Origin of the sequence: Mesorhizobium sp. B2-3-15 (genome assembly GCF_006442875.1) — a bacterium.
GTDB lineage: Bacteria > Pseudomonadota > Alphaproteobacteria > Rhizobiales > Rhizobiaceae > Mesorhizobium > Mesorhizobium australicum.
This window is the reverse complement of the sequence record NZ_VFVO01000011.1, coordinates 86,529-112,111: the sequence shown is the minus strand read 5'-3', so window position 1 is coordinate 112,111 and position 25,583 is coordinate 86,529. Positions and strand designations below refer to the sequence as shown.

At 63.7% G+C, this 25,583-nt stretch carries 21 protein-coding genes; 17 read left to right on the top strand and 4 right to left on the bottom strand.

Annotated features, from left to right (window positions below; all coding sequences use genetic code 11):
• The first annotated feature begins 16 nt into the window (after nt 1-16).
• Both FJ954_RS22095 and FJ954_RS22090 read left to right on the top strand, forming a co-directional pair.
• On the top strand, nt 17-850 hold the full coding sequence (locus FJ954_RS22095) for an ABC transporter permease (protein WP_015318632.1): 834 nt from the start codon (nt 17-19) through the stop codon (nt 848-850).
• Complete coding sequence (locus FJ954_RS22090) at nt 850-1,665, top strand: ABC transporter permease (RefSeq protein ID WP_140663155.1); 816 nt, start codon at nt 850-852, stop codon at nt 1,663-1,665. Before FJ954_RS22095 ends, FJ954_RS22090 begins: the two co-directional genes overlap by 1 nt.
• Here FJ954_RS22090 and FJ954_RS22085 read toward each other — a convergent pair.
• Nucleotides 1,662-2,450, bottom strand: coding sequence for a fumarylacetoacetate hydrolase family protein (locus FJ954_RS22085; RefSeq protein WP_140663153.1), 789 nt, complete (start codon nt 2,448-2,450; stop codon nt 1,662-1,664). The genes FJ954_RS22090 and FJ954_RS22085 overlap by 4 nt on opposite strands.
• Nucleotides 2,451-2,772: 322 nt before the next feature.
• On the opposite strand from FJ954_RS22085, the gene FJ954_RS22080 reads away from it, so the two are divergent.
• The 14 genes from FJ954_RS22080 to FJ954_RS22015 all read left to right on the top strand — a co-directional run bounded on the left by FJ954_RS22080 (nt 2,773) and on the right by FJ954_RS22015 (nt 18,310).
• Nucleotides 2,773-3,180: a DUF3168 domain-containing protein gene (locus FJ954_RS22080; RefSeq protein ID WP_015318629.1), complete on the top strand. Its 408-nt coding sequence runs from the start codon at nt 2,773-2,775 to the stop codon at nt 3,178-3,180.
• 170 nt (nt 3,181-3,350) lie between these two features.
• Entirely contained in the window at nt 3,351-3,650 is a 300-nt protein-coding gene (locus FJ954_RS22075) for a hypothetical protein (RefSeq protein WP_140663151.1), read from the top strand.
• 78 nt (nt 3,651-3,728) lie between these two features.
• A complete protein-coding gene (locus FJ954_RS22070; protein WP_015318627.1) occupies nt 3,729-4,394 on the top strand; it encodes a response regulator transcription factor in 666 nt (221 codons plus the stop codon).
• 46 nt (nt 4,395-4,440) lie between these two features.
• Nucleotides 4,441-5,811 (top strand): ATP-binding protein, encoded by a 1,371-nt coding sequence (locus FJ954_RS22065; protein ID WP_140663149.1) that lies wholly within the window; start codon nt 4,441-4,443, stop codon nt 5,809-5,811.
• Between the two features lie 186 nt (nt 5,812-5,997).
• Nucleotides 5,998-6,438, top strand: a complete 441-nt coding sequence (locus FJ954_RS22060; RefSeq protein ID WP_041163489.1) for a hypothetical protein — start codon at nt 5,998-6,000, stop codon at nt 6,436-6,438.
• 121 nt (nt 6,439-6,559) lie between these two features.
• The gene (gene ccmI, locus FJ954_RS22055) at nt 6,560-7,696 is read left to right on the top strand and encodes a c-type cytochrome biogenesis protein CcmI (RefSeq protein ID WP_015318624.1); all 1,137 of its coding nucleotides are present in this window, start codon (nt 6,560-6,562) and stop codon (nt 7,694-7,696) included.
• A gap of 8 nt (nt 7,697-7,704) precedes the next feature.
• Entirely contained in the window at nt 7,705-8,148 is a 444-nt protein-coding gene (gene ccmE, locus FJ954_RS22050) for a cytochrome c maturation protein CcmE (protein ID WP_140663147.1), read from the top strand.
• Nucleotides 8,149-8,180: 32 nt separating this feature from the next.
• Nucleotides 8,181-10,166: a heme lyase CcmF/NrfE family subunit gene (locus tag FJ954_RS22045; RefSeq protein WP_140663146.1), complete on the top strand. Its 1,986-nt coding sequence runs from the start codon at nt 8,181-8,183 to the stop codon at nt 10,164-10,166.
• Entirely contained in the window at nt 10,163-10,630 is a 468-nt protein-coding gene (locus tag FJ954_RS22040) for a cytochrome c-type biogenesis protein (RefSeq protein WP_140663144.1), read from the top strand. Before FJ954_RS22045 ends, FJ954_RS22040 begins: the two co-directional genes overlap by 4 nt.
• A 132-nt stretch (nt 10,631-10,762) precedes the next feature.
• Nucleotides 10,763-12,313, top strand: a complete 1,551-nt coding sequence (locus FJ954_RS22035; protein ID WP_140663142.1) for a Do family serine endopeptidase — start codon at nt 10,763-10,765, stop codon at nt 12,311-12,313.
• Nucleotides 12,314-12,667: 354 nt separating this feature from the next.
• Nucleotides 12,668-13,342: a response regulator transcription factor gene (locus tag FJ954_RS22030; protein ID WP_041163488.1), complete on the top strand. Its 675-nt coding sequence runs from the start codon at nt 12,668-12,670 to the stop codon at nt 13,340-13,342.
• 8 nt (nt 13,343-13,350) lie between these two features.
• Nucleotides 13,351-14,826, top strand: a complete 1,476-nt coding sequence (locus FJ954_RS22025) for an ATP-binding protein (protein ID WP_140663141.1) — start codon at nt 13,351-13,353, stop codon at nt 14,824-14,826.
• Entirely contained in the window at nt 14,826-17,786 is a 2,961-nt protein-coding gene (locus FJ954_RS22020) for a bifunctional [glutamine synthetase] adenylyltransferase/[glutamine synthetase]-adenylyl-L-tyrosine phosphorylase (protein WP_140663139.1), read from the top strand. Before FJ954_RS22025 ends, FJ954_RS22020 begins: the two co-directional genes overlap by 1 nt.
• 50 nt (nt 17,787-17,836) lie before the next feature.
• Entirely contained in the window at nt 17,837-18,310 is a 474-nt protein-coding gene (locus FJ954_RS22015) for a hypothetical protein (protein WP_015318616.1), read from the top strand.
• A gap of 51 nt (nt 18,311-18,361) precedes the next feature.
• Here FJ954_RS22015 and FJ954_RS22010 read toward each other — a convergent pair whose 3' ends face one another.
• The gene (locus FJ954_RS22010) at nt 18,362-20,683 is read right to left on the bottom strand and encodes a PAS domain-containing sensor histidine kinase (RefSeq protein ID WP_140663137.1); all 2,322 of its coding nucleotides are present in this window, start codon (nt 20,681-20,683) and stop codon (nt 18,362-18,364) included.
• A gap of 196 nt (nt 20,684-20,879) precedes the next feature.
• Nucleotides 20,880-23,525: an aminopeptidase N gene (gene pepN / locus FJ954_RS22005; protein ID WP_140663135.1), complete on the bottom strand. Its 2,646-nt coding sequence runs from the start codon at nt 23,523-23,525 to the stop codon at nt 20,880-20,882.
• A 269-nt stretch (nt 23,526-23,794) separates the two neighbouring features.
• Here pepN and FJ954_RS22000 point away from each other — a divergent pair, with 269 nt between their 5' ends.
• Complete coding sequence (locus FJ954_RS22000) at nt 23,795-24,760, top strand: DMT family transporter (RefSeq protein ID WP_140663133.1); 966 nt, start codon at nt 23,795-23,797, stop codon at nt 24,758-24,760.
• Here the strand turns inward: FJ954_RS22000 and FJ954_RS21995 are convergent, their stop codons facing one another.
• Nucleotides 24,761-25,564 (bottom strand): helix-turn-helix transcriptional regulator, encoded by an 804-nt coding sequence (locus tag FJ954_RS21995; protein ID WP_140663131.1) that lies wholly within the window; start codon nt 25,562-25,564, stop codon nt 24,761-24,763.
• Nucleotides 25,565-25,583: the final 19 nt, after the last annotated feature.

Sequence of the window (25,583 nt, the reverse complement as noted above, 5' to 3'; positions counted from 1 at the left end):
GCGATGCTGATCTGACATGAGAGGCGTTCTCTCCGACAGGATGGGCGCGGCGCTGTTGATGGCGCCGCTGCTCCTTTTTCTCGGCCTTGCCTATGCCTGGCCATTTCTCGGCGTGGTGAAATGGAGTTTCACCTTGCCGACGCCCGGGCTTGGCCAGTACGAGGCGTTGCTCACCGACGATCTGGTCCAGTCGGTGTTCATCCGCACGCTGCGCATCGCCGCGATCGTCACTATAGTGTCGGTCGCCGCCGCCTATGCTATTACGGTCGTCTGGGTTCGCGGCAGCCCGGCGCAGCGCCTCATCGCCGAATTCTGCATCCTGGTGCCGTTCTGGATCTCGGTGCTGACACGCGCCTTCGGCTGGGTGGCACTGCTGTCCAATCGCGGCCTGATCAACACCTGGCTGCAGTCGATCGGTTTTATCTCCGAACCGCTGACTTTGGTACGCAACGAATTCGGCGTCATTGTCGGCATGACGCATTTCCTCATTCCTTTCGCCGTCTTTCCGCTGGCTTCGGCCATGCGCAGCCTTGACGAGCGTGTTCTGCTCGCCGCGCGCGGCCTCGGCTCCAGCCGCATGCGCACCTTCTGGACGGTGTTCGTGCCGATGACGCGCTCCGGCATTATCGGCTCCGCGATGATCGTGTTCGTCTTCTCGCTCGGTTTCTTCGTCACGCCGGCGATTCTCGGTGGCGGGCGCAGCGTCATGATCGCCGAACTGATCTATCTCAGGATATTCCAGAGCCCGGACTGGGGGCTGGGGGCTGCGATCAGCGTCGTGCTGGTACTGTTCGTCGGCGCGCTGATGGCGCTCTTGTTCCGTTATGTCAGACCAAAGCAGCTGATCTGATGCCGACTTATCGCCCCGGTCCTGTCTCCCTGGTTATTGCCGCCCTGGTGGCGTTGTTCCTGCTGTTGCCGCTGTTGGCCGTCATCCCCGTGTCGCTGACGCCGAGCCGCATGCTGGCGATGCCGACGGGCGAATTGTCGTTGCGCCACTACCGATCGTTGATCGAGGATCCGCGCTGGCTCCAGTCGATCCTGCTTTCGATCCGCATCGGCATCGTCAGCAGCGCCATTTCAACTGTGCTGGCGCTCTGCTTCAGCCTCGGCGTCTGGATGTTCCAGCCGCGCTTCACCGCGACCCTCGTCGGCTTCGTGCTGTTGCCGATGGTGGTGCCGCCGGTGGTTTCGGCGGTCACGCTCTACTTCCTGCTCACCTCGATCTCGGGCGTCAGCTCCTTCTTCGGCTACGATACCTGGCTCGGCGTTGCCATGGCGCATTCGGTGATGACGGTGCCGTTCGCGACGGTGCTGATCCTGGTCTCGCTCAGCCAGCTAGACCGACGCATCGACCTTGCCGCGCGGGGGCTTGGCGCAAGTGTCTGGGAGCGCGCCACGCGCGTCATCATGCCCAACATCAAATTCGGCATCGTCACCGCGGCGCTGCTGTCCTTCGTGCTGTCCTGGGAAGAGATCGGCGTCACTTTGTTCATCACCTCGGTCAACGCCATCACGCTGCCGCGCCTGATGTGGATGGGACTACGCGACAACATCGACCCGGCGATCGCCGCACTGTCGGTGATTTTGATCGTGATCACCGTGCTGGTTCTGGCGGTGAGGAGCGTCGTGGTCAGGCTGAACCGGGGGAGCAAGCCGGTCTAGACGAACCGCACCGACACTTTGCCGAACCTGCCCAAATCGCCAATGACTTCGTCACCGGCGGCGACGCTGATCGGTGTCACGCAAGTTCCGGTGATCACCACCTGTCCCGGTTGGAGCGCTATGCCAAGTCCCGATAGCTCATTGACGATCCACGTGAGCGCGATACGTGGGTCGCCGAGGACAGCCGCGCCCGTTCCGTCGTGCCGAGACTTACCCGAAACGAGACCGGTCACCGGGTACTCCGCCAGGTTCATGTCGCGCCAATCGTCTTCGGCAGGCTGGCCGATGACAAACAGATTGGCGCAGGCATTGTCCGCGATCAGCTGCGGCGCGCCGACAGCGCAGAAATCATCATATCGTGAGTCCGGTATTTCGATCGCCGGATGCAGGGTCGCCACGGCGTCCATCACGTCAGCGATTTCATAAGGTGCGGCGCGAGGTGGGATCTGGCGGCCGAAACGGAACGCGAATTCGACCTCGGCGACCCGCATCTTGCTCGTCGCCAGCGAGACGATCCCGCCGACCTCGACCGCTTTTTCGGCGAGCAGACGCCCGGCCATCGGGCCGTCGACGTTGATATGCCTTTGACCGGCCAGGCTGGTTGCCGCGATCTTCCAGCCGAAAAGCGGGGCCGCCGAATGCTCCATGACATGCGACTGGATGGCGTAACCTTCGGTGCGCGTTTTCGGCCGCAGTTCCTCGGGTATGACGTCGAGATGGGTGCCATTGTCCCAATGGCCTACCAGCAGACGTGACGCGGCCCTGGCCTTTTTTGGATCGAGCATGGTCAGCTCCGGAAATCGGGAACATGCCCCTCTGTCCGGCCAAGCCGACAAGGAACATTCCGTCGTATGGACCAGCCTATATGGGGCAAGATCGCGTGACCAGACAATCAGAGGCAAGCTCATGGTCAATTTGCCAGGCCCTATCGCGCCGACTGACGAGATTGTCGGCAAGTCGTATTTTCGAGATCATCGGCGTTCATGATTCCGATGACGAATCGCCATCGTCTTCGCGTGGCGAACCGCTATATCTGAGAAGGGATGCGGACATGGGCAGGCTTTGGAAAAGCATTGTCGGTGGCGCAACGGCTTGAGGAAACGGACGATGACCGCGCCCGGCGATTTGCAGCAGGCCCTGTTTCTAAGATTGAAAAGCGATGCGTCGCTGTCGGCGCTGCTGGGCGGCGCCGGACTGCTCGAGCGGGCAACCGACAACGTCGCCTTTCCCTATGTGACTTCAGGTCAGACTTCTGCCTTTGACTGGGACACCGGCGCCGAGAACAACGACGACCAGCTGATCACGCTGCATGTCTGGTCGAAGGCGCATGGCGAGGCCGAGACGCGGGCGATCATGGATGCCATCAAGGCGCGGCTTGCCGGAGCGGTGTTGGTTATAGGCCCGCGTGGCCAGACGCGGCTGTCGCTGGAATTCAGCGAGGCGCGTTACGATGAGGAACTCCTTGTCCACCATGGCCTGCTGCGATTCCGTGCGCTGACGCAGGAAAACGCCTGACGCACTTTCAATATCACCGAAACGGAGTCTAGACTGAGCTTTCGCGGGTTTCACTGGGGGGCGGTGAAACCCAAGATGTCTGTCTCGCGTTGCAGGGGTGTGGCGAGCATGGTTTCAGGGCCGTTCACTGTTCATTTCACGTTCAGCACCGATGCGTTACAACGCGGGTCATGAAAACGCTTCGCTCCCGTTTCCGAACCGCGACCCTGGCGCTTAGTGCCGCCGGGCTGTTTGCGTCGCAGGCAATGGCGATACCGGTCATCGAGCCCGACCAGGCCAGCCCGATCGTCCTGGCTGCATCCGACTGCTATGCGATCGGTCAGCAGGTGGCTCAGCAGAATGGCGGAACGCTCGCCAAGGCTTCGGCATCGACGCGTGGCGGCCAGCCGGTCTGCGTCATCGTCGTGCTCGTGCCCGGCAAGGACGGACAACGTCCGCGCCGCTCCGAAATCGTCGTTCCGCAGAACTGACCGCTTTTCCCTCCGTTTCCCAGGCCGGCGGAATCGGCCTATATCTGAAATCTTCAATCAACAGGCATTGGTCCCCGTATGCGCGTACTCGTCGTCGAGGATGACAAGGATCTCAACCGGCAGATCTCGGATGCGCTGGTCGATGCCGGCTATGTCGTCGATCGTGCCTTCGACGGCGAGGAGGGCCATTTCCTCGGCGACACAGAGCCTTACGATGCCGTTGTGCTCGACATCGGCCTGCCGCAGATGGACGGCATCAGCGTGGTCGAGCGCTGGCGTCGCGGCGGCCGCAAGATGCCGGTGCTGATCCTGACCGCGCGTGACCGCTGGAGCGACAAGGTCTCCGGCATCGACGCCGGCGCCGACGACTACGTCACCAAGCCGTTCCACATCGAGGAGGTGCTGGCGCGCGTCAGGGCCCTGATCCGCCGCGCGGCCGGCCACGCCTCGTCGGAACTGACCTGCGGGCCGCTGCGTCTCGACACCAAGGCTTCGAAGGCCGATGTCAACGGCGTGCCGCTGAAATTGACCTCGCACGAATTCCGGCTGCTTGCCTATCTGATGCACCACATGGGCGAGGTCGTTTCGCGCACCGAACTGGTTGAGCATCTCTACGACCAGGACTTCGACCGCGATTCCAACACCATCGAGGTCTTCGTCGGACGATTGCGCAAGAAGATGGGCATCGACATGATCGAAACCGTACGCGGCATGGGCTACCGCATGCGCGAGCCGGAGGCGTAAGGCGGAACCGCTCCCCACCAACCCGACCGCGGGCAGACGGCTCTCGCTGCGCGCGTGGCCGCGCTCGCTGACGTTCCGCGTCATCGCCTTCTCCACCGTGTGGGCGATCCTGACCCTGGTCGTCATCTTCACCCTGATCACAACGCTCTACCGACAGGCCAGCGAGCGGGGCTTCGACAGCCTGTTGTCGGCGCATCTGTTCAACCTGATCGGCTCCATCGGCATCTCCGACAGCGGCGCGTTGACCGGCTCCCCCGACCTTGGCGATCTCCGTTTCTCGGAACCGAATTCGGGCTGGTACTGGTCCGTCGAGCCCGCCTCGGAAGGCGTGCATGGCGATCTTCACTCGTCGTCCATGACCCGGACCATCCCGTCGCCGGACGTGGCGGATGTTCCCTTCAACGCCAATTTCCAGCGCAGCTATGCCGCGCAAGGCATCAATGGCGAGGAACTGGTCGTGTTCGAGAGCGAATTCGTTCTCGACGCGAAGAACCGCGCCGCGCGCTTCCGCGTCATGGGCAACAAGACCGAGTTGGAACAGGAAATAGGAACGTTCCAGCGCCGCCTGCTGACCTATCTCAGCCTGTTCGGCATCGGCATGATCGCCATCAACGCCATCGCCATCCTGCTCGGGCTGCAGCCGTTGCGCAGGGTCCGGAACGCACTCGCCATGGTGCGCGAGGGCACCGCACAGAGGCTCGACGGCCGCTTCCCGGCCGAGATCGAACCGTTAGCCAACGAAACCAACGCCTTGATAGAGAACAACAAACGCATCGTCGAGCGCTCGCGCACCCAGGTCGGCAACCTCGCCCATTCCCTGAAGACACCGCTTGCCGTTCTGCTCAACGAGGGCCGGGCGCTTGGCGGCGCCAAGGGACAGTTGATCGCCGAGCAGGCCGCCTCCATGCAAAAGCAGATCGACCATTACCTGCAGCGTGCCCGCGTCGCGGCGCAGCGCGACAGCGTCGTCTATCGCACGCCGGTGGCACCGCTGGTGCAGCGCATGGTGCGCGTTTTGCAGAAGCTGAACCCGCGGACCAGCCTGTCGCTGTCGCTGCCGGCCACCGAGATCGTCTTTGCCGGCGAACGCGAGGACCTCGAGGAACTGCTTGGCAATCTTCTCGAAAATGCGGTGAAATGGGCAAGGAGTGCTGTCGCGATCTCGGTCGTGCCCTTCGCCGGCAAGGATGAGAGCCTGTTCGAGATCAGCATCGAGGACGACGGACCGGGTATTCCCGAGGACAAGGCCCGTGAAGCGCTGAAGCGAGGGCGGCGCCTCGATGAGACCAAGCCTGGGACAGGCCTGGGCCTTGCCATTGTCGCCGATCTCGTCAACGAGTATGGAGGCGTCCTGGCACTCGAGCGGTCCGGCATGGGCGGACTGAAGGCGACGGTGCGATTGCGGAGCCTGCAGTAATGCTACCCAGGCCAATCGGCAGCAATGGAAGGCGCATATTGTGGCGGCATATCGATTGACCCCAGAGCAGCCGCCAGTGGCCAAATTTCCGACAAATATCAACACTATGGCCACGCCTACTTCTCCGATGACGCGGCCCCCGGCGCATCCATGGCAGGCTCCAACTCAAGAAAACCGGTTGTTGGCATGAAGATTCGCGTCGCGCTTGTTTCCGCATTGCTGGCCGTGTCGGGCTGCACCACCTTGAGCGGCAAGGGCCCGACCGTGGCGGCGACACCGGCCTCGACGCCTCCGGCCGGCGGCAAGGTCGTTACCAAGTCGATCATCTCCGCCATGGGCGGCGGCCTCATTGGCGGGTCGATCGGCAACGGTCTGAGCGACACGGAGAAGCGCAGCGCGCTCGAGGCCGAATACAAGGCGCTCGAATACAACACCAGCGGCCAGAAGGTGACCTGGAAGGGCGATCAGGCCTCACGCTATGGCGAGGTCGTCCCTGCCCAGCCTTACCGCGTCGGTTCGCAGGATTGCCGCCAATACACGCAGACGGTGTTCACGGGCGGCGCCAGCGTCACGGCGCACGGAACAGCCTGCCGCAATGCCGACGGCAGTTGGACGCCATTGACATAGCCAGCCGGGTCTCGTTGCGATCCGGCCGGTGGATTTCGATCGCGACATTCGGCGCGTGCCGTCAAAGCGTCGCAGGATGCCTGTGTTGGCAGGGCAGGGCTCTGCCGTTATTGGAAGAACCATGCTGTTCTGGGTCATAGCCGCAATTCTCACGCTGGGCGCCAGCCTGGCGGTGCTTTTGCCGTTGGCTGGTGCCTCCAAGGGCGCATCATCGAGCGGCGATCACGATCTGGAAGTCTATCGCGATCAACTGTCCGAACTCGACCGCGATGCCGGGCGCGGTTTGATCGGGCCCGCTGAAGCGGCCGAGGCGCGCGCCGAGATCGCCCGCCGCATCCTTCGCCTGGGCAACGCGGATATGGCGGCCAAGGCGTCCGGCAGGTCATCGGGCACCGTACGGCTTGTCGCGACCGTTGCGGTGCTGGCGGTTCCGTTGGTCAGTTGGGGGCTCTACAGTCAGATCGGCTCGCCTGACCTGCCGTCGCAGCCGCTCAGTGAGCGGTTGGCCAAGAACCCCGCCGACAGTTCGGTCGATGAGCTGGTGGCGCGCGCCGAGGCCCATCTTGCCGCCAATCCTTCCGACGGCAGGGGCTGGGACGTGCTGGCGCCGGTCTATCTGCGTATGCAGCGCTTTGCCGACGCCGCGGCGGCCTACCGCAACGCCATTCGCCTCGACGGCGACAGCGCTGTCCGTCAGGCCGGTCTCGGCGAGGCGATCGCCGGTGCGGCGGGCGGCATTGTTTCGGCCGATGCCCAGGATGCCTTCGAGGCGGCCTTGAAGCTTGACCCGGCCAATGCGAAAGCCGGTTTCTATCTGGCCATGGCACTGGCGCAGGAGGGCCGTGGCAAGGAAGCGGCCGCGGCCTGGCAGGCTATGCTTGGTACACTGCCGCCGGATTCGCCGTGGCGCGGCGCTGTCGAACAGGCGCTGGCCAAATCCGGCGGCCCGGAAGTCGCCTCCGGCACGACCGTGAAAGGCCCCGATGCCGCCGATGTCGACGCGGCGTCCTCCATGTCGCAGCAGGACAGGGAAGCCATGATCAACACCATGGTCGCCGGCCTGGACGACAAACTTCGTCAAAATCCGCGCGACCCGGAAGGATGGATGCGGCTGGTTCGTTCCTATGTCGTGCTGGGCAAGGCCGATCAGGCGCGCGATGCGCTGGGCCGCGCCATCGCGGTCTTTGGCGCCGATAGTGACGAAGCCAAGAAATTCACCGCCTTTGCCGCCTCGCTCGGCTTGACGGCGACGGAGTAGAATTGGGTATGACGCGCAAGCAGAAACGATTGTCGGTGATCGCGGGCGGATTGGTTTTTCTGGGTGCCGCCACCGGGCTGACCTTCTATGCGCTTGGCCAGAAGGCGTCCTATTTCTACATGCCGGCCGATCTGACCACCGCCAGCGTTCAGCCGGGCCAGCGCATCAGGCTCGGCGGTTTGGTCAAAAAAGGCACCATCCAGCGCGGCCAGGGCGCAACGGTTGCCTTTTCGGTCACCGACACCCACAAATCGGTCAAGGTGACTTATACCGGCATCTTGCCCGACCTTTTCCGCGAAGAGCAGGGTGTCATCACCGAGGGTACCTTCGGCCCCGACGGCGTCTTTGTCGCCGACAGCGTTCTGGCCAAGCACGACGAGCGCTATATGCCCAAGGAAGTAGCCGACGGCCTGAAGGCCAAGGGCGTCTGGCAGGAGAGTAAGAGTGAGTAACTCTGGAGGAAGAGCAAGTGTGAGCCGCGCGAATGGTTGAAACCGGACATTTCGCCCTGGTTCTGGCGTTCGCGCTTTCACTGGTGCAGACGATCGTGCCGCTGTTTGGCGCGCGGCTGAACAACCAGCGCCTGATGGCGGTCGGCGGTCCGGTCGCGGTGACCGGTTTCGCGTTGACGGCGCTGTCCTTCGCGGCCCTTGCGAGCGCCTATGCAAGCTCTGATTTTTCCCTGGCGAACGTCTGGGAGAACTCGCATTCGCTGCAGCCGCTGATCTACAAGATCACTGGAACCTGGGGCAATCACGAAGGTTCGATGCTGCTCTGGGTGCTGATCCTGACCTTCTTCGGCGCGCTTGTGGCCGCTTTCGGCTCCAACTTGCCGGCGACGCTCCGCGCCAATGTGCTCGCCGTGCAGGGCGCTATTGGCGCTGCCTTCTTCCTGTTCATCCTGGTGACCTCCAATCCTTTCATCCGGCTCAATCCGGCGCCCATCGAAGGCCGCGATCTCAACCCGATCCTGCAGGATCTTGGCCTCGCCATTCACCCGCCGATGCTCTATCTCGGTTATGTCGGCTTCTCGATCTGCTTTTCCTTCTCGGTCGCCGCCCTCATCGAGGGTCGCATCGATGCCTCCTGGGCGCGCTGGGTGCGGCCATGGACGCTGGTCGCCTGGATGTTCCTGACCGGCGGCATCGCCATGGGATCGTACTGGGCGTATTACGAACTCGGCTGGGGCGGTTTCTGGTTCTGGGATCCGGTCGAGAACGCTTCCTTCATGCCGTGGCTGGCTGGCACCGCGCTGCTGCATTCGGCCATCGTCATGGAAAAGCGCTCGGCGTTGAAGATCTGGACGCTGCTGCTCGCCATCCTCACCTTCTCGCTGTCGCTGCTCGGCACCTTCCTGGTGCGTTCGGGCGTCCTGACTTCCGTCCACGCCTTTGCCACCGATCCGACGCGTGGCGTCTTTATCCTGTGCATCCTGACGCTGTTCATCGGTGGCTCCCTGGCGCTGTTTGCGCTGCGCGCCTCGAAGCTGACGGCAGGCGGCCTGTTTCACCCGGTTTCGCGTGAAGGCGCGCTCGTCCTCAACAATCTGTTTCTGACCACTGCGACCGCCACGGTGCTCGTCGGCACGCTCTATCCGCTGGCGGTCGAGGCTTTTTCGGCCGACAAGATTTCGGTAGGAGCGCCGTTCTTCAACCTTACCTTCGCGCCGCTGATGGTGCCGCTGCTCGTGATGGTTCCCTTTGGGCCGCTGCTGGCCTGGAAGCGCGGCGATGTCTTCGGTGTTGCGCAGCGGCTGATGGCCGCGTTCGCGGCCGCACTTCTTGCGACGCTGGTTACGGTCCTGTTCATCGACGGCGCTTCGGTGCTTGCCGCGCTTGGCGTCGGCCTCGGCGTCTGGCTGATCCTCGGCGCGCTGACTGACCTCGCCACCAAGGCGGGGGTCGGCAATGTCGCCGCGCCGACAATGGTCAGGCGTCTGGTTGGTTTGCCACGCTCGGTCTTCGGGACTGCTTTCGCGCATCTTGGCCTCGGCCTGACCGTTCTCGGCATTGTTGGCACGCTCTGCTTCGGGACGGAGAAGATCCTGTCCATGCATGCTGGTGAAACCGTCGAAATCTCCGGCCGCACGGTGCGGTTCGTCGGGCTCTATCCTGCGCAGGGACCGAACTACAGCGAGGATCGCGGGCGTTTCGAGCTGATCGGCGTCAGCGGCAGCCCTGTCGGCGAAGTCAGCTCCGCCAAGCGCTTCTATCCGGTGCGGCAGATGACGACGACGGAGTCCGGCATCAAGACTATTGGCCTTTCCCAGCTCTACATTTCGCTCGGCGACGAGGGCAAGGACGGCTCGGTCGTGGTGCGTCTGTGGTGGAAGCCGCTGGTAACGCTGATCTGGGGCGGCGGCCTGGTGATGATGGCGGGTGCGGCCATGTCGCTTATGGACAGGCGCCTGCGGGTCGGCGCGCCTTCGCGCCGTCGCAAGCAGGCGGTGGCGCCGGCGGGCATGCCATGAGGGCAAGGTATTCGTTGACGTCGATAGTCCTGTTGCTGGCGTTGTTCTTCGCCGGAACGGCAATGGCGGTGAAGCCCGACGAGATGCTGGCCGACCCGGCACTCGAGGCGCGGGCGCGGGCGCTGTCGGAAGGCCTGCGCTGCATGGTCTGCCAGAACCAGTCGATCGACGAATCCGATGCGGACCTTGCCAGGGACCTGCGTATCCTGGTGCGACAACGCCTTGTCGCGGGCGATACCGACCGGCAGGTGATGGATTATGTGGTTTCGCGTTACGGCGAGTTCGTGCTGCTGAAGCCACGCTTCGATCTGCGCAACGCGCTGCTGTGGGGCACGCCGGTTCTCCTGCTTCTGGCCGGCGGCGTGTTTATAGTGCTCAGTGCGCGGTCGCGCCGGCTTCCGGCAACGGCAGCGCTTTCGGTCGAAGAGCAGGCCGCATTGGACGCGATCCTCCGCCGCGACTGACGGCTGCCGTCGCCCGCCAACATTACCAAAGTTTCATGTGCCGGAAATGGCGTCGTAATGTGCGCTTCCCTAATTCTCGTTCCTTGAGGATGCCGATCAAGGCGCGTCCGCTTGAAAGAGGATAAGAGATCCATGAATATTGCCCCCGATTCAGATTTCCGCACCCGCAAGCGTCTTCTGGCTGCTGCCGCGTCTATCGCGGTCGCCGGTGCGATCGGCGTTGGCGCGCTGACCAGCGGAACCAGCCCCGTTCTCGCTGACGCCGTGCGCGTCGAGGCCCCGCAGGTTCCGAGCTTCGCCGATGTCGTGGAGCGTGTGTCGCCGGCCGTGGTCAGCGTCAAGGTCAAGGCCAAGATCCAGCCGACCGCCGATGATGGCTCCGACGATCAGGACGGCCTCGACAATCTTCCCAACAATCCGCAGCTGCGTCGTTTCTTTAAGGAATTCCGCGGCTTTGGCGACCAGGGCGGCCAGAACGACGAAGGTCATCGTCGCTTCGGACATCGCGACCGCAACAACGGCGAGCCGCGCCCGGTAGCGCAGGGCTCCGGCTTCTTCATCTCCGAAGACGGTTACCTCGTCACCAACAACCACGTCGTCGAAGAGGGCACCGCCTTCACCGTTGTGACCAATGACGGCAAGGAACTCGACGCCAAGCTGGTCGGCACCGATCCGCGCACCGATCTCGCCGTGCTCAAGGTCGATGGTGGCGGCAAGTTCACCTATGTCGACTTCGCCGACGATTCCAAGGTTCGTGTCGGCGACTGGGTCGTGGCTGTCGGCAATCCGTTCGGTCTCGGCGGCACCGTCACCGCCGGCATCGTCTCGGCGCGCGGCCGCGATATCGGCGCCGGCCCCTATGACGATTTCCTCCAGATCGACGCCTCGGTCAACCGCGGCAATTCAGGCGGCCCGACCTTCAACCTCAACGGCCAGGTGGTCGGCATCAACACCGCCATCTTCTCGCCTTCCGGCGGCAGCGTCGGCATCGCCTTCGACATTCCGGCCTCGACCGCCAAGCAGGTCGTCGGGGACCTGATGAAGAGCGGTGCGGTGCAGCGCGGCTGGCTGGGCGTCGAAATCCAGCCGGTCACCTCCGACATCGCCGAATCGCTCGGCCTGAAGTCCAACAATGGCGCGTTGGTTTCGAGCGCCCAGGACGACGGCCCCGGCAAGAAGGCCGGCATATCAGCCGGCGACGTGATCACCCAGGTCGACGGCAAGGACGTTGCGTCGCCGAAGGAACTCGCCCGCCTGATCGGCGCCTATTCGCCCGGCAAGTCGGTCGATGTCACGGTCTGGCGCGATGGCAAGAGCCAGACGGTCAAGGTCGATCTCGGCAAACTGCCGGCGAGCGACAAGCAGGCCTCGAACGACCAGCAACGGCAGCCTGCCGCTCCGGCAAAGCCTGACACGCTGGCCGATCTCGGTCTCACCGTCACCAAGTCTGAAAACGGCAAGGGTCTGGTGGTGACAGACGTCGACCCCGACAGCGCCGCCGCCGATCGCGGCATCCAGCCGGGCGACGTCATCACCGCGGTCAACTCGGCGGAGGTCAATGGCACCGAAGACGTCACCAAGGCCATGGCCGATGCGGTCAAATCCGGACGCAAGGCGGTGCTGATGCAGATCACCCGTGACGACAACAACCGCTTCGTCGCGGTGCCGGTGGCCAAGGGCTGAGACGACTTTTCCAATGCGGCGGTTTCAACACCCCCGAGTCGCCGCATGGGGAAAGTAAGAAGGAGAGCCCGTTAGTCAGTCATCGCGCTCTCCTTCAGCGGCAGCGGGCTTCCCATCGCCCGCTGCCGCGCCCGCATCTGGCTGCCCACTCAGGCCCTCGTGCCCGATGCCGGTTGGTCCCGGGTTGCAGGTAACGACATGACCGGGAACTGGCATGTTCGGCCTAACGACGCCACGGAACAAAGATTTTATCGCGTACGCTCTCGATCGTCTTGATCGCGATGCGCTTTGGCAAAGGCTAAAATGCAGATGCCTGCTACTCAACCTTCAAGCGAAATCGCGTATAACGGCCCTATGAAGATTCTCGTCATAGAAGACGATCGCGAGGCTGCGGATTATCTGCAGAAAGCCTTCACCGAAGCCGGTCATACCGCGCATGTTGCGGGTGACGGCGAGACCGGCTTCGCGCTTGCCGATGCGGGTGACTACGATGTGATGGTCATCGATCGGATGATGCCGCGCCGCGACGGCCTGTCGGTTATTGCCGCCCTCCGCTCCAGGGGCAACACGACGCCGGTGCTCATCCTTTCGGCGCTGGGCGAAGTCGATGACCGGGTCACCGGCCTGCGCGCCGGCGGTGACGATTACCTGACCAAGCCCTATGCCTTTTCCGAACTTCTGGCTCGTGTCGAGGTGCTCAACCGACGCGCCAGCGCCAAGGAGGCCGAGACCGTCTACCGGGTTGGCGATCTTGAACTCGACAGGCTATCGCATTCTGTCCGCCGGGCGGGCCGTGAGATCACGCTCCAGCCACGCGAATTCCGCCTGCTCGAATATCTCATGCGCCATGCCGGCCAGGTTGTGACGCGCACGATGCTGCTCGAAAATGTCTGGGACTATCATTTCGATCCGCAGACCAATGTCATCGACGTCCACGTCTCTCGGCTGCGCGGCAAGATCGAAAAAGGCTTCGACAAGCCGATCCTGCATACCGTTCGCGGCGCCGGCTACATGCTGAAGGGCGGCTAGGCGGCGGCATGGCGCTTTCCGTGCCCGCCATCATGAAGACGACGGCCGCGCGGCTTTCGGCGCTCTATCTCTTGCTCTTCGCGCTCTGCGCGGTGCTGCTCGTCCTCTATATGACTTCGCTCTCGGCGCGCATGCTGACCGGGCAGACGCAGGAGACCATCAACGACGAGGTGCTCGGCCTTGCCCGCGCCTATCAGCGCGGTGGCCTTCCCGTATTGGTCCGCGTGGTCGAGGCCCGCTCGCGGCAGCCCGGCGCCAATCTCTATCTGATCGCCGATGCCAACGGCCAGATCCTGACCGGTAACGTGCAGAGCCTCGAGCCGGGCGTTCTCGAAAACGAAGGCTGGACCACCAGCCCTTTTTCCTATCAGCGCTTTGGCGAGGGAGAACTCGACCGTCTACGCAACTTGCCTGCCGACAAGGGGACCGCACAGCCCGACCAGAGCGACACGCAAGCGCAGGGCGAGAAGGGCCACAACGCCATTGCCCTGGTGCTGCGGCTGCCGAACCAGATGATCATGCTGGTCGGCCGCGATCTCGGGGAACCAGAGCGGTTCCGTGCCGTCATCCGCCGTTCGCTGATGCTGGCGCTCGGCATGATGGCCCTGGGTGGCATCCTGATCTGGTTCTTTGTCGGCCGCGCGGCGCTGAAGCGTATCGATGGCGTATCGGAGGCAAGCCGGCGCATCATGGGCGGGGATCTCTCCGGCCGGCTGCCGGTAACCGGCGCCGGCGACGAGTTCGACCGGCTTTCGGAAAACCTCAACGCCATGCTGGCCAGGATCGCCACGCTCAACGAAGGCCTCAAGCAGGTTTCCGACAACATCGCGCATGACCTCAAGACGCCGCTGACCCGGCTGCGCAACCGGGCCGAAGCGACGCTTTCCGGCAAGCAGAAGACATCGGACTATCGACAGGCGCTGGAAGGCACCATCGCCGAATCCGACCAGTTGATAAAGACCTTCAACGCCATCCTGATGATCTCCCGCCTGGAGGCGGGCTATTCTTCCGAGCACACCAGCCGCGTCGATCTGGCGGTGGCCGTCCGTGATGTCGTCGAACTCTATGAGCCGGTGGCCGAGGAGGCTGGCGTTTCGCTGGACGCCGAGGTGAATGGTGCTTTTGTCGTCGACGGCAACCGCGAGCTGATCGGCCAGGCGCTCTCCAACATCGTCGACAATGCGATCAAGTACTCGACCGATTCGACGTCCAAGCCGGCGGTCCGTGTAAAGCTCGAACGCACGCATGGCGAGATCAGGCTTTCTGTCACGGACAATGGCCAGGGCATTCCCGACGACGCCGATCGCGCCCGGGCGACGGAGCGCTTCGTGCGGCTGGAGAAGAGCCGTTCGCAGCCTGGTTCCGGCCTTGGCCTCAGTCTCGCCAAGGCGGTCATGACATTCCATTACGGCCGGCTTGACCTGCTGCCTGGCAATCCAGGACTATCCGTGGTCATGAGTTTCCCGACACGCGAGGATCACTGATGGCGGCCGTTGCCAAGCGGAGCAAGACAGACTGGCTGCTCAGCCTGGAAACCCCGCTTGTCCCGCTCGACGAAGCCCGGGCACGTCAGGAGCTGGCCGAAATCGCGGACGCAGCGCGCGAAGAGGGGCTGACACGGGTGGCCAAATTCCTGGCCGGCAAAGGGAAGGCGCAGGATCTCCTCGCCGCTGTCTTCGACCTTTCGCCATTCCTGCGCGATACGGCGCGGCGCCGGCCGCAAATCCTGGACGGGCTGTTCGACCTGCCGATAGAGGCCCGTCTGAAGGCGATCACCGCCGCGATCGACCAGGCGCCGCTGGCCGAAACGGTCTCGGAATCCGGCCTGATGATGGAGCTGCGCCGGCACAAGGCCGAGGCGCATTTCCTGATCGCGCTCGCCGATCTTTCGGGCGAGGCCGAAACCTCGCTGACCGTAAGGCGGTTGAGCGATCTCGCCGACGCCTGCACCCGCGCGGCAGTCGATTTCCTGCTGCGTGACGCGCATGGCCAGGGCAAGCTCAAGCTGCCCGACCTCGACAACCCGTCGCATCGATCGGGCTGGATCCTGCTCGGCATGGGCAAGCTCGGCGCGCATGAGCTGAACTTCTCCTCCGACATCGACCTCGTCGTGTTCTTCGATCCGGAGGCACCCGCCGTGGTCGATCCTCTCGACGCCACCGACCTGTTCTCACGCCTGACGCGCCGGCTGGTTCGCATCCTGCAGGACCGCACCGAGCACGGCTATGTCTTCCGCACCGATCTGAGATTGCGTCCCGATCCCGGTTCCACCCCGCTGGCTATCCCGGTTGAAGCCGCGCTTCGCTACTACGAAGCGCGTGGCCAGAACTGGGAACGCGCCGCGATGATCAAGGCGCGCCCGGTGGCCGGCGATCTCGCCGCGGGCGATGCCTTCCTCAAGGAGCTCCAGCCCTATATCTGGCGCAAATACATGGATTACGCGGCGATTGCCGACGTCCATTCGATCAAGCGCCAGATTCATGCCCATAAGGGCCATGGCGAGATCGCGGTGAAGGGGCACAACGTCAAGCTCGGGCGCGGCGGCATCCGCGAGATCGAGTTCTTCGTCCAGACCCAGCAGCTCATCGCCGGCGGCCGCTTTCCGGAGCTGCGCGGCCGCGAAACCGTGCCGATGCTCGGTCAGCTCGCGGCCCGAGGCTGGATCACATCAGACGCAAGAGACGCACTCGCCCTCCAGTACTGGTTCCTGCGCCGGGTCGAACACGCCATCCAGATGGTGGCCGACGAGCAGACGCACACGCTGCCGGAAGACGATGAAGGGCTGGAGCGCATCGCCCGCATGCTGGGCTTCGCCGACGCCGCCGCGTTCGCCGGGGCCTTCCGTGCCTCGCTGCAGCAGGTCGAGCGCCACTATGCGGCGCTGTTCGAAACCGCGCCCGAGCTTTCGGCCGGCATCGGCAACCTGGTCTTCACCGGTGACGTCGACGACCCGGACACGCTGCAGACCCTGCACGGCCTCGGCTTTCAGCGGCCGAGCGATATCTGCCGTGTCATCCGCGGCTGGCATTTCGGCCGCTATCGCGTCACCCAGTCGGCGGAGGCGCGCGAGCGGCTGACGGAACTGACGCCGGCACTGCTCAAGGCCTTTGGCCAGACGCGCCGGGCCGACGAGGCGCTGGTCCGTTTCGACGAGTTCCTCGCCGGCCTGCCGGCCGGCATCCAGCTGTTTTCGCTGCTGCAGTCGAATCCCGCACTGCTCAAGCTGATGGCGACGATCATGGGCGCGGCACCAAGGCTGGCGGCCATCATCACTCGCCGGCCGCATGTCTTCGACGGCTTGCTCGACCCGGCATTGCTGACCGAGCTGCCAGACCGCGCCTATCTCTCGGGGCGGCTTTCCGCCTTCCTCGAGGGCGACAGGGCCTATGAGGACGTGCTCGACCGCTTACGCATATTTGCTTCCGAACAGAAATTCCTCATCGGTGTGCGGCTGCTCGCGGGCTCGATCGACCCGGCCCGCGCCGGCCGCGCTTTCTCCGATCTTGCGGACCTGACCATTGCGGCGGCGTTGCAAGCGGTGATCGCCGAATTCGCGGTGCGCCACGGCACGATCGCCGGTGGCGTGGTTTCGCTGCTCGGCATGGGCAAGCTCGGCAGCCGCGAATTGACGGCCGGATCGGATGTCGATCTCATCCTGCTTTACGATCACGACGCGGACGCCGAGGACTCCGATGGTGAAAAGCCGCTGGCGCCGTCGCATTACTACACCCGCATGACGCAGCGGCTGATATCCGCGGTATCGGCGCCGACGGCGGAAGGGGTGCTTTATGAGCTCGACCTGCGTTTGCGGCCGTCCGGCAACAAGGGACCGGTCGCCACCCATATCGATGCCTTCAAGAAATACCAGCGCCAGGAAGCCTGGACCTGGGAACACATGGCGCTGTCGCGGGCGCGGCCGATTGCCGGCGACGCCGGCCTCTGCGCCGAGGTTGAAGCGGAGGTCGCCGCGCTGCTCGGTCAGCCACGCGACGCGGCGAAGGTGAAAACCGAAGCTTCCGACATGCGCGCCATGATCGAGCAGGAAAAACCGCCCCGCGACCTGTGGGACATTAAGCTCATACCGGGCGGTCTGATCGATCTCGAATTCATCGCCCAGGTGGCTGTCATCACTGGGCAGGTCGAGGCCGGGCCACGCGCCACCGGTACGGCCGAGATCCTGTCTCGTCTGACGCCCCGTTTCGCCAATGCCGTGATCCGGCAGGACCTTGGCGAGGCTTACGCCCTTTATCTGGCACTGACCCAGATGACGCGGCTGTGCCTTACCGGACCGTTCGAACGTGACGACGTTCCGCCGGGGCTTTCGGATCTGCTTTTGGCGGTCACCGACCTGCCGGATTTCGGTGTGCTGGAAGCACATCTCAAGGAGACGTCGCAAAAGGTCAGGAAGGATTTCGACCTTCTGCTTCGTGCCGGAGGGTCGTGACCAACGACCGTTCGGCCGCATCGGGGGTGACGATGCAACAGGAGAAAACCATGAGAAAGACAACCAAGCTCGCACTTGCCTACATCGCCCTGGCCGGAGCCGTCGGCGGCGCGGCCTACGCCGAGAACCTCGACAGCGCCAACGTGCGTGAGCGCACCATGATGCGGCTCGACAAGGCGATGAAGGACAATGACGGCAAAATCACCTTCGACCAGTTCTCTGATGTCATGGACGCGCGGCTCAAGAAGCTTGTCGCTGACAATGGCGGCAAGCTGACTGTCGCTCAACTCGCCGACGCGCTGGAGAAGGCGCGCTTCGAACGCATGGCCAGGCGCATCATCGCCCGTTACGACAGCAAGGGCGACGGCACGCTGACATCGGATGACATCATCGGCCGCGAAAAGAAGCTTTTCGCGATGCTCGACAAGAACAATGACGGCAAGATCGAGAAGGGCGAACTGCCGAATGACGGGCGCGATGACCGTCAATGGGATGGCGAAGGCAACGAAGGCGGCGTGCAGTAAGATTTGGTTGATACGGGCTCCGCTCCGAGGTCGTCGACCGGAGCCTGTCGCTCAGGCCGCGGCCTTGACCGCCATTGGCGCCTTCTTCACGGGAATGCGCACCGATACGATCGTGCCGACGCTTTCGGTCGAGCGGATCTTCAGTGCACCGCCTTGCAACTCGGCAAGCGAGCGCGAAATGGCAAGGCCAAGGCCGGAGCCGGCATGGTTCTTGGAAAACTGGTTCTGCACCTGCTCGAAGGGGCGCCCCAGCTTGCCGAGGGCTTCCTTCGGGATACCGCAGCCATTGTCCTCGATCGTCAGCACCAGCGCGCCTGACGTGTTGCGGGCCCTGACCGATATGTGGCCGCCCTGGCCGGTGAATTTCACCGCGTTGGACAGGAGATTGATGACGATCTGCTTGATCGCCCGGCGATCGGCAAACAAAGTCAAGGCGTCGGCAATGCGCGTTTCCACGGTGATCGCCTTCTGCGCCGCCTGCAGCGAAACGACACGCACCGTCTCGCTGATCAGCGGACCGAGGTCGATTTGTTCCTGGTCCAGCGAGAACTGGCCGGCTTCGATCTTGGACATGTCGAGAATGTCGTTGATGACGCCGAGCAGGTATTTGCCGCTGCTGTTGATGTCGGTGGCGTACTCCTCGTAGCGCTCCGAGCCCAACGGACCGAACAGCCTCTGTTCCATCAGTTCGGAGAAGCCGATGATGGCGTTGAGCGGTGTGCGCAGTTCATGCGACATGTTGGCCAGGAATTCGGATTTGGCCCGGTTCGCCGCTTCGGCGCGCTCGGTTTCCTTCATGTATTTGCGGTTGAGGTCGACCAGTTCGCGCGCCCGTTCCTCTTCGGCCCGGCGGGCGAGGCTGAGATCATGGATCGTTGCCATCAGCCGGCGTTCGCTGTCGACGAGTTTCTCCTGGTGCAATTTGATCTGGGTGATATCGGACCCGACCGAGACGATGCCACCGTCCCTGGTCCTGAGCTCGTTGACCTGCAGCCAGCGGCCGTCGGACAGCTGCCGCTCGAACGTGGCGCCGCCCTGCGGACCGTTGGTATTGGCGAGCCGGCGCTCCGAAGCGAAGGCCAGCATCCGCTCTTCCAGGGAAGCGCGCGTCACACCTGGCATCACGTCGCGATCCGAGAGCCCGTTGTCCTGCTGATATTTGGAATTGCACATGATCAAGTTCTGAGCCGAATCCCACAGCACGAAGGATTCATTGATGTTCTCGATCGCGGTCCTCAGGCGAAGATCGGCCGCTTCGGAGCGCAGCGCCAGATGGCGCTGCTCGGTGACGTCGACGGCGATGCCGATGAGCTGGATCTCCGGCGCTTCCGGGTCCATGACCTGGGCGCGGGCGCGCATCCACACCCACTGGCCATCGGCATGCCGCATCCGGAACACCTGGTCGATGTGGTCGATCTCGCGCGCGACGATCCTGTTGGCGAGTTCGAACAGGTCGCCATCCTCGGGATGGATGATCTCGTCGACCTCGCCGAAGGACAGCATCGTCTCGCAGGGCTCATAGCCGAGCATGTCGTACATCGAGCGTGACCAGTACATCTTGCCGCGCACCATGTCCCAGTCCCACAGGCCGCAGCGGCCGCGGACCAGCGCCATGTCGATACGCTGATGCGCTTCGACATAGATGCGGTCGGCTGCCTGCGCGCGCGCCGCCTGTCCGAAATAGGCATAGAGGATGATGATCAGCACGCCGGCCGTCAGCACAAACAGGGTGACGTTGAGCGAGACGGTCTTGCGCCACGTGTCGAAGACCGCCTCTTGGGGGACGAGCGCCGCCGCGGCTCCCTTCCTGTCCTTGCTCAGGCTGACCGCCGCGTACCAGTCCTGCCCGCCGATGTTGACCTCCATGACGCCGGCCCGGTCGCCGAACATGAACAGAGGTTGGCCGCCCTGGACGAGGCCGTCGAGCGAATGGCCTTGCCAGGGCACCGAACGCGGCGTCACCGCGGTGATCCTGAAGGCGCTGTCGGTAATGACTAGCACATGGCTGCGGCCCATGGCGCCCTGGCGGCTGGTGGTCTCCAGCAGGTCCTGCGTGGCGCCCGGCAGCGTGTCCGCTGTGGTGGCGAGCGAACTGGCGAGCTGCGCGGCGGCCAGCGTCAGGATAGCCTTGGCATCGCGCTCCACGTCGTCGCGCTCGTTCATCAGCGAGATTACACGCAGCGCCGCGATGACGAGCAGGAAGATGACGATGAGGGCCGGTATCGACCGGCGCAGCAGCGGTTCGGCCGCCAGAAGCCGCTTGTAGGCCGGTTCGGCAATGAGCCGCGTATTCCCGGCAAGGCCGTCGCCGCGCGTCTCGCGACGCGCAAAAACCATCCCACCGGGCGCGCCCCACGCGTCCGCCTTTGCCATAAATGGCACTCCCCGATTTCAGTATGTCGCATTTCTATGTGCTGGTGATCCGGCAACACCGCACTTCCGAATCGCCATTAAAGAATCAAAGGTGATTCGCCTTGTCCAGTGGTCGGGCGAAAAAAGATTAAAAATCGACTAAAATGATGGGCTTTTAGAACCCGGCCTTCTTCCGCAGGGAAGAAGGCGGGAGCGCCTAAGCCAACGTGCGCTCGACGATGTCGCGCAGATCCGCCGATAGGTTTTCGGCATTGGCGATCGAAACCAGCACTTCCCGAGCCTGGGCTTGCCTGCCCGGTTCGAGCGAGCGCCATGACCTGAGCGCCGTCGCCAGCCTTGCCGCCACTTGCGGATTGCGCTTTTCAACCTCGAGCACCGTTCGTGCGAAGAAGCGGTAGCCTTCGCCGTCGGCGCGGTGAAAGCCGGTCTGGTTGGCGCTGGAGAATGTGCCGATCAACGAGCGCACCCGGTTCGGATTGCCCATCGAGAAGCCGGCATGAGCGGTCAGGGCGCGAACCGTCTCCACCGCCTGCGGCCCAGGCACGCTGGCCTGGATCTGGAACCATTTGTCCATCACCAGCGGGTCGGACGCATATGTCTGTTCGAAAGCCGCCAGCGCCTTGCTTGCCTCCGGCGATCCTTGATGGCGATGCGCAAGCACGGCCAATGCGGCCGCCCGGTCGGTCATGTTGCTCGCGGACTGGAAATGCCCGGCCGCCAACGCCGCTCCACCTGGCAGCAGCGAGAGATAATCCAGCAGAATGTTGCGCAAGGCACGCCGTCCGGCACTCGCCGCGTCGGGGCTGAAAGCGCTCTTGTCGGCAAGGCTGTCGTAGAGGCCGGAAAATGCCTCGCCATTGGCCATGCCGATCGCCAGCGCAAGCGCCTGTCGGGCCGCATGGATGGCGTCGGGATCGATGTTCTTGCCGATGTCGCGGGCGATGTCGGCGTCTCCAGGCAGCGCCAGGGCCAGGGCCCGATAGGCTGGCTCCAGCGTCTCGTCGCTGGCGATGCTGCCGGCAAGCTCGGTCAGCCGTGGGGCGAAGTCCGGCTGTTTGCCGCCAAGGATCTGGCGGAAGGCAGCGATCAGAGCATCGGTCAACAGCGTGTTGAAGGCCTGCCAGCGCGAGAAGGCGTCGCTGTCATGGCGGGCGAGGAAGTACTGGTCGGCCGCCTTCTGCTCGGCCGACAGCGTCACCGGCGCCGAAAAGCCACGGTTGAGCGACACCGCCGGGCGCTCGGCCACGCCCGAGAAACGCACCACATGGCGACGCTTGCGGACATGGATGACGCCGTCCTCGACGTTGGCGCCCTCGACGCCGCTATACGCGACAGGTTTGCCGCCGGCGCCGATCAGGCCGAAGGCGAGCGGGATATGCATCAGCCGCTTGCGGCTTTCGGAGGGGGTCGGCGGCACCGACTGCTCGATCTCAAGCGTGAATTCCTGTGCGGCCGGATTGTGCGTCGAACTTACCGTCAGGTTGGGTGTGCCCGCCTGATGATACCATAGCGCGAATTGCGACAGGTCGCGGCCGGACGCGTCCTCGAACACCTTTATGAAATCCTCGATGGTCGCGGCCTCGCCGTCGTGGCGTTCGAAATAAAGGTCCATGCCGGCGCGAAAGACCTCGGCCCCGAGAATGGTGCGGATCATGCGCACCACTTCGGAGCCTTTCTCGTAGACCGTCGCCGTATAGAAATTGTTGATCTCGCGGTAGCGGCGCGGCCGCACGGGATGCGCCAGCGGGCCCTGGTCCTCGGGAAACTGGTGGGCCCGCAGCGTGCGCACCTCGGCTATGCGCTTGACCGCGCGCGAGCGCTGGTCGGCGGAGAATTCATGATCGCGGAAGACCGTCAGCCCTTCCTTCAGGCAAAGCTGGAACCAGTCGCGGCAAGTGATTCTGTTGCCTGTCCAATTGTGGAAATATTCATGCGCGATGATCGCCTCGATATTGGCGAAATCGGCGTCCGTCGCCGTCTCCTGGTCGGCCAGCACGTATTTGTCGTTGAAGATGTTGAGACCCTTATTCTCCATCGCGCCCATGTTGAAGTCCGACACGGCGACGATGTTGAAGACGTCGAGGTCGTACTCGCGGCCAAACGCCTCCTCGTCCCATTGCATCGACCGCTTCAGCGCGTCCATGGCGTAGCCGGCGAGCGCCTCCTTGCCGGGCTCGACATAGATGCCGAGCTCGACCTTGCGGCCGGACATGGTGACGAAATTGTCGGCGACCTGGCCGAGATTGCCGGCCACCAGCGCGAACAAATAGGATGGTTTGGGGAAGGGGTCGTGCCATGTGGCGTAGTGCCAGCCTTCGGCGAGATCGCCGCTCTCGACCGGATTGCCGTTCGACAGGAGCAGCGGCGCTTCGTCGCGTCGCGCATCGATGCGCACCGTGTAGACCGACAGGATATCGGGGCGGTCGAGGAAATAGGTGATGCGGCGAAAACCCTCCGCCTCGCACTGCGTGCAGTACACGTTGTTCGAGCGGTAAAGGCCCATCAAGGCCTCGTTGCCGGCTGGGGCCAGTTCGGTTTCGATCAGCAGCTGGAAACGAGGTGCCGCCGGCGGTTTGAGCAGGGTCAGTTGGTCGGGGCTCGCCAGCAGATCCGCCGGTCTCACCACCTTGCCGTCGACTTCGACGCGTTTGAGCGTCAACCCATCGCCGTCGAGCACCAGCGGAGCCGACGTGGATATGTCCTCGCGGCGTTCGACGGTCAGTATCGCGGTGACGACCGTTGCCTGCGGCGAAAGACGGAATTCAAGGCTGGTTTTCGGAATGAGGTAGTCGCTGGGGCGATAGTCCTCGAGTTTGAAGACCTGACCTGTATCGGTGCGCATTCCCTGGCTTTTCCTGTCTTTTCCGGGACCGGACATGATCTGACCGGTCCAAAAATTCGAAGTCCGCGCTCTTTACACGAAACACTCCCTCGACAAAACTGCGGCAGGGCCTAATTCAGGTCATCCTTTCCTTGTCGCGAGGCAGTCATGACGGCCGTCACACCGAAATTCGGGATGGGCGCTTTCGTTCGGCGCGCCGACAATTTCCCGTTCTGCCATTTCGAGAACCGTAGCGTGCCCTCGACCGCGGGCAGAGACGCATTGCCAAAGTGACATCAGGAGCGGGGGGGCAACCAGAGACGACGGGCGGCCACGGCACGCTGAGAGGCATCGTGCTGAAGATCGTCTCCGTGGCGGTTTTTGTCGGCATGCAAACCTGTATCAAGGCGGCAGGCGATGTGCCTGCCGGGCAGATCGTCTTCTTTCGTTCCTTCTTCGCCATCTTCCCGATCATTGTCTTCCTGACGTTGAAGGGACATCTGGCCACGGCATTTGTGACGAAACGCCCCTTCAACCACGTCGCGCGTGGCGTCGTCGGCGTCGGTGCCATGGGGCTCGGCTTTTTCGCGCTCACCAGGCTGCCTCTTCCCGAGGCGATCACCCTGAACTATGCACAGCCGCTGCTGGTCGTGGTGTTCTCCTCGGTCTTCCTTGGCGAGACGATCCGCGTCTATCGCTGGAGCGCTGTCGCGATCGGCCTCATTGGCGTGCTCGTCATTTCCTGGCCGGAGCTGACGCTGCTCAATTCGGATGAAGGTCTCGACGACCAGGAGGTCCTGGGCGTCATGGCCGCGCTGGCGGCCGCGGCAATCTCGGCTATCGCCATGCTGTTGGTGCGCAATCTCGTGCAGACGGAGAAGACGGCGACCATCGTGCTATGGTTCTCGTCGACGGCGAGCGTGCTCTCGCTGCTGACGCTGCCCTTCGGCTGGCAATCGCTGACGCTAATACAAGCCACGTTGCTCATCGTCGCCGGCTTTTGTGGCGGCCTCGGCCAGATCTTGATGACCGCAGCCTATCGTCATGCCGAAGCCTCGGTCGTGGCGCCTTTCGAATACACCTCGATGATCCTCGGCGTCGTGGTCGGCTATTTCGTTTTCGGCGACGTGACCTCGCCCGCCACGCTGGTCGGTGGCGTGATCGTGGTCGCCGCCGGCATCTTCATCATCTGGCGCGAACGGCAGCTGGGTCTGGAGCGGACGCGCACCCGTAAGGCGGCCTTGCCGCAAGGGTGATCAGGCCCGTTCCTTCGCCAAGCGTACCAGCATCGCCCGTGTCTGCTCATCGGCCGGGAAAAAGGATTCGATCGCCAGTTCCGAAAGGGTGACATCCAGTGGCGTGCCAAACACGGTGATGGTGCTGATGAAGGAAAGCACCGTATCGCCATGGGCAAGCCGCAGCGGATGCACGATCGCATTCGGCTCGACCGGCGCCGGCCGGCTGCTCTGCAGGCCAGAGGGGTAGCCGCGAAGCTCTTGCTCCAATGCCACCAGCACCGGGTCACCGGCGGCATCGTTCTGATGCCTCAGCCGTTCGAGCAGGTGGGTGCGCCATTCCCGGAGGTTGACGATGCGCGGTGCCACACCACCTGGGTGCAGGCTGAGCCGCAGCACATTGACGGGTGGCTGGAGCAGAGAGGGCTCGGAAACATCGGCCAGGAATGGCCCGATCGCCGTGTTCGCCGCAACCAGGTTCCAGTGCCGGTCCACCGCCAATGCCGGAAACGGCTCATGTCCCTTGAGCACCATCTCGACCGCCGCCATTGCCGGTGCCAGCGTCGTGTCGGTGAGCGACCGTTCGCTGAAGCTCGGCGCGAAGCCCGCGGCCAGCAGCAATTGATTGCGCTGCCGCAGTGGGATCGCAAGCTGCTCGGCCAGATGCAGCACCATGTCGCGCGAGGGTGCGGCACGCCCGCTTTCGACGAAGGAGAGATGCCGTTGCGAGATCTCGGCCTCCAGGGCGAGGTCGAGCTGGCTCATGCGGCGGCGCGTGCGCCATTCGCGGATCAGGCTGCCGGCGGAGGTTTGGGGCGCTGTCATGCAGGACGACTAGGCTGAC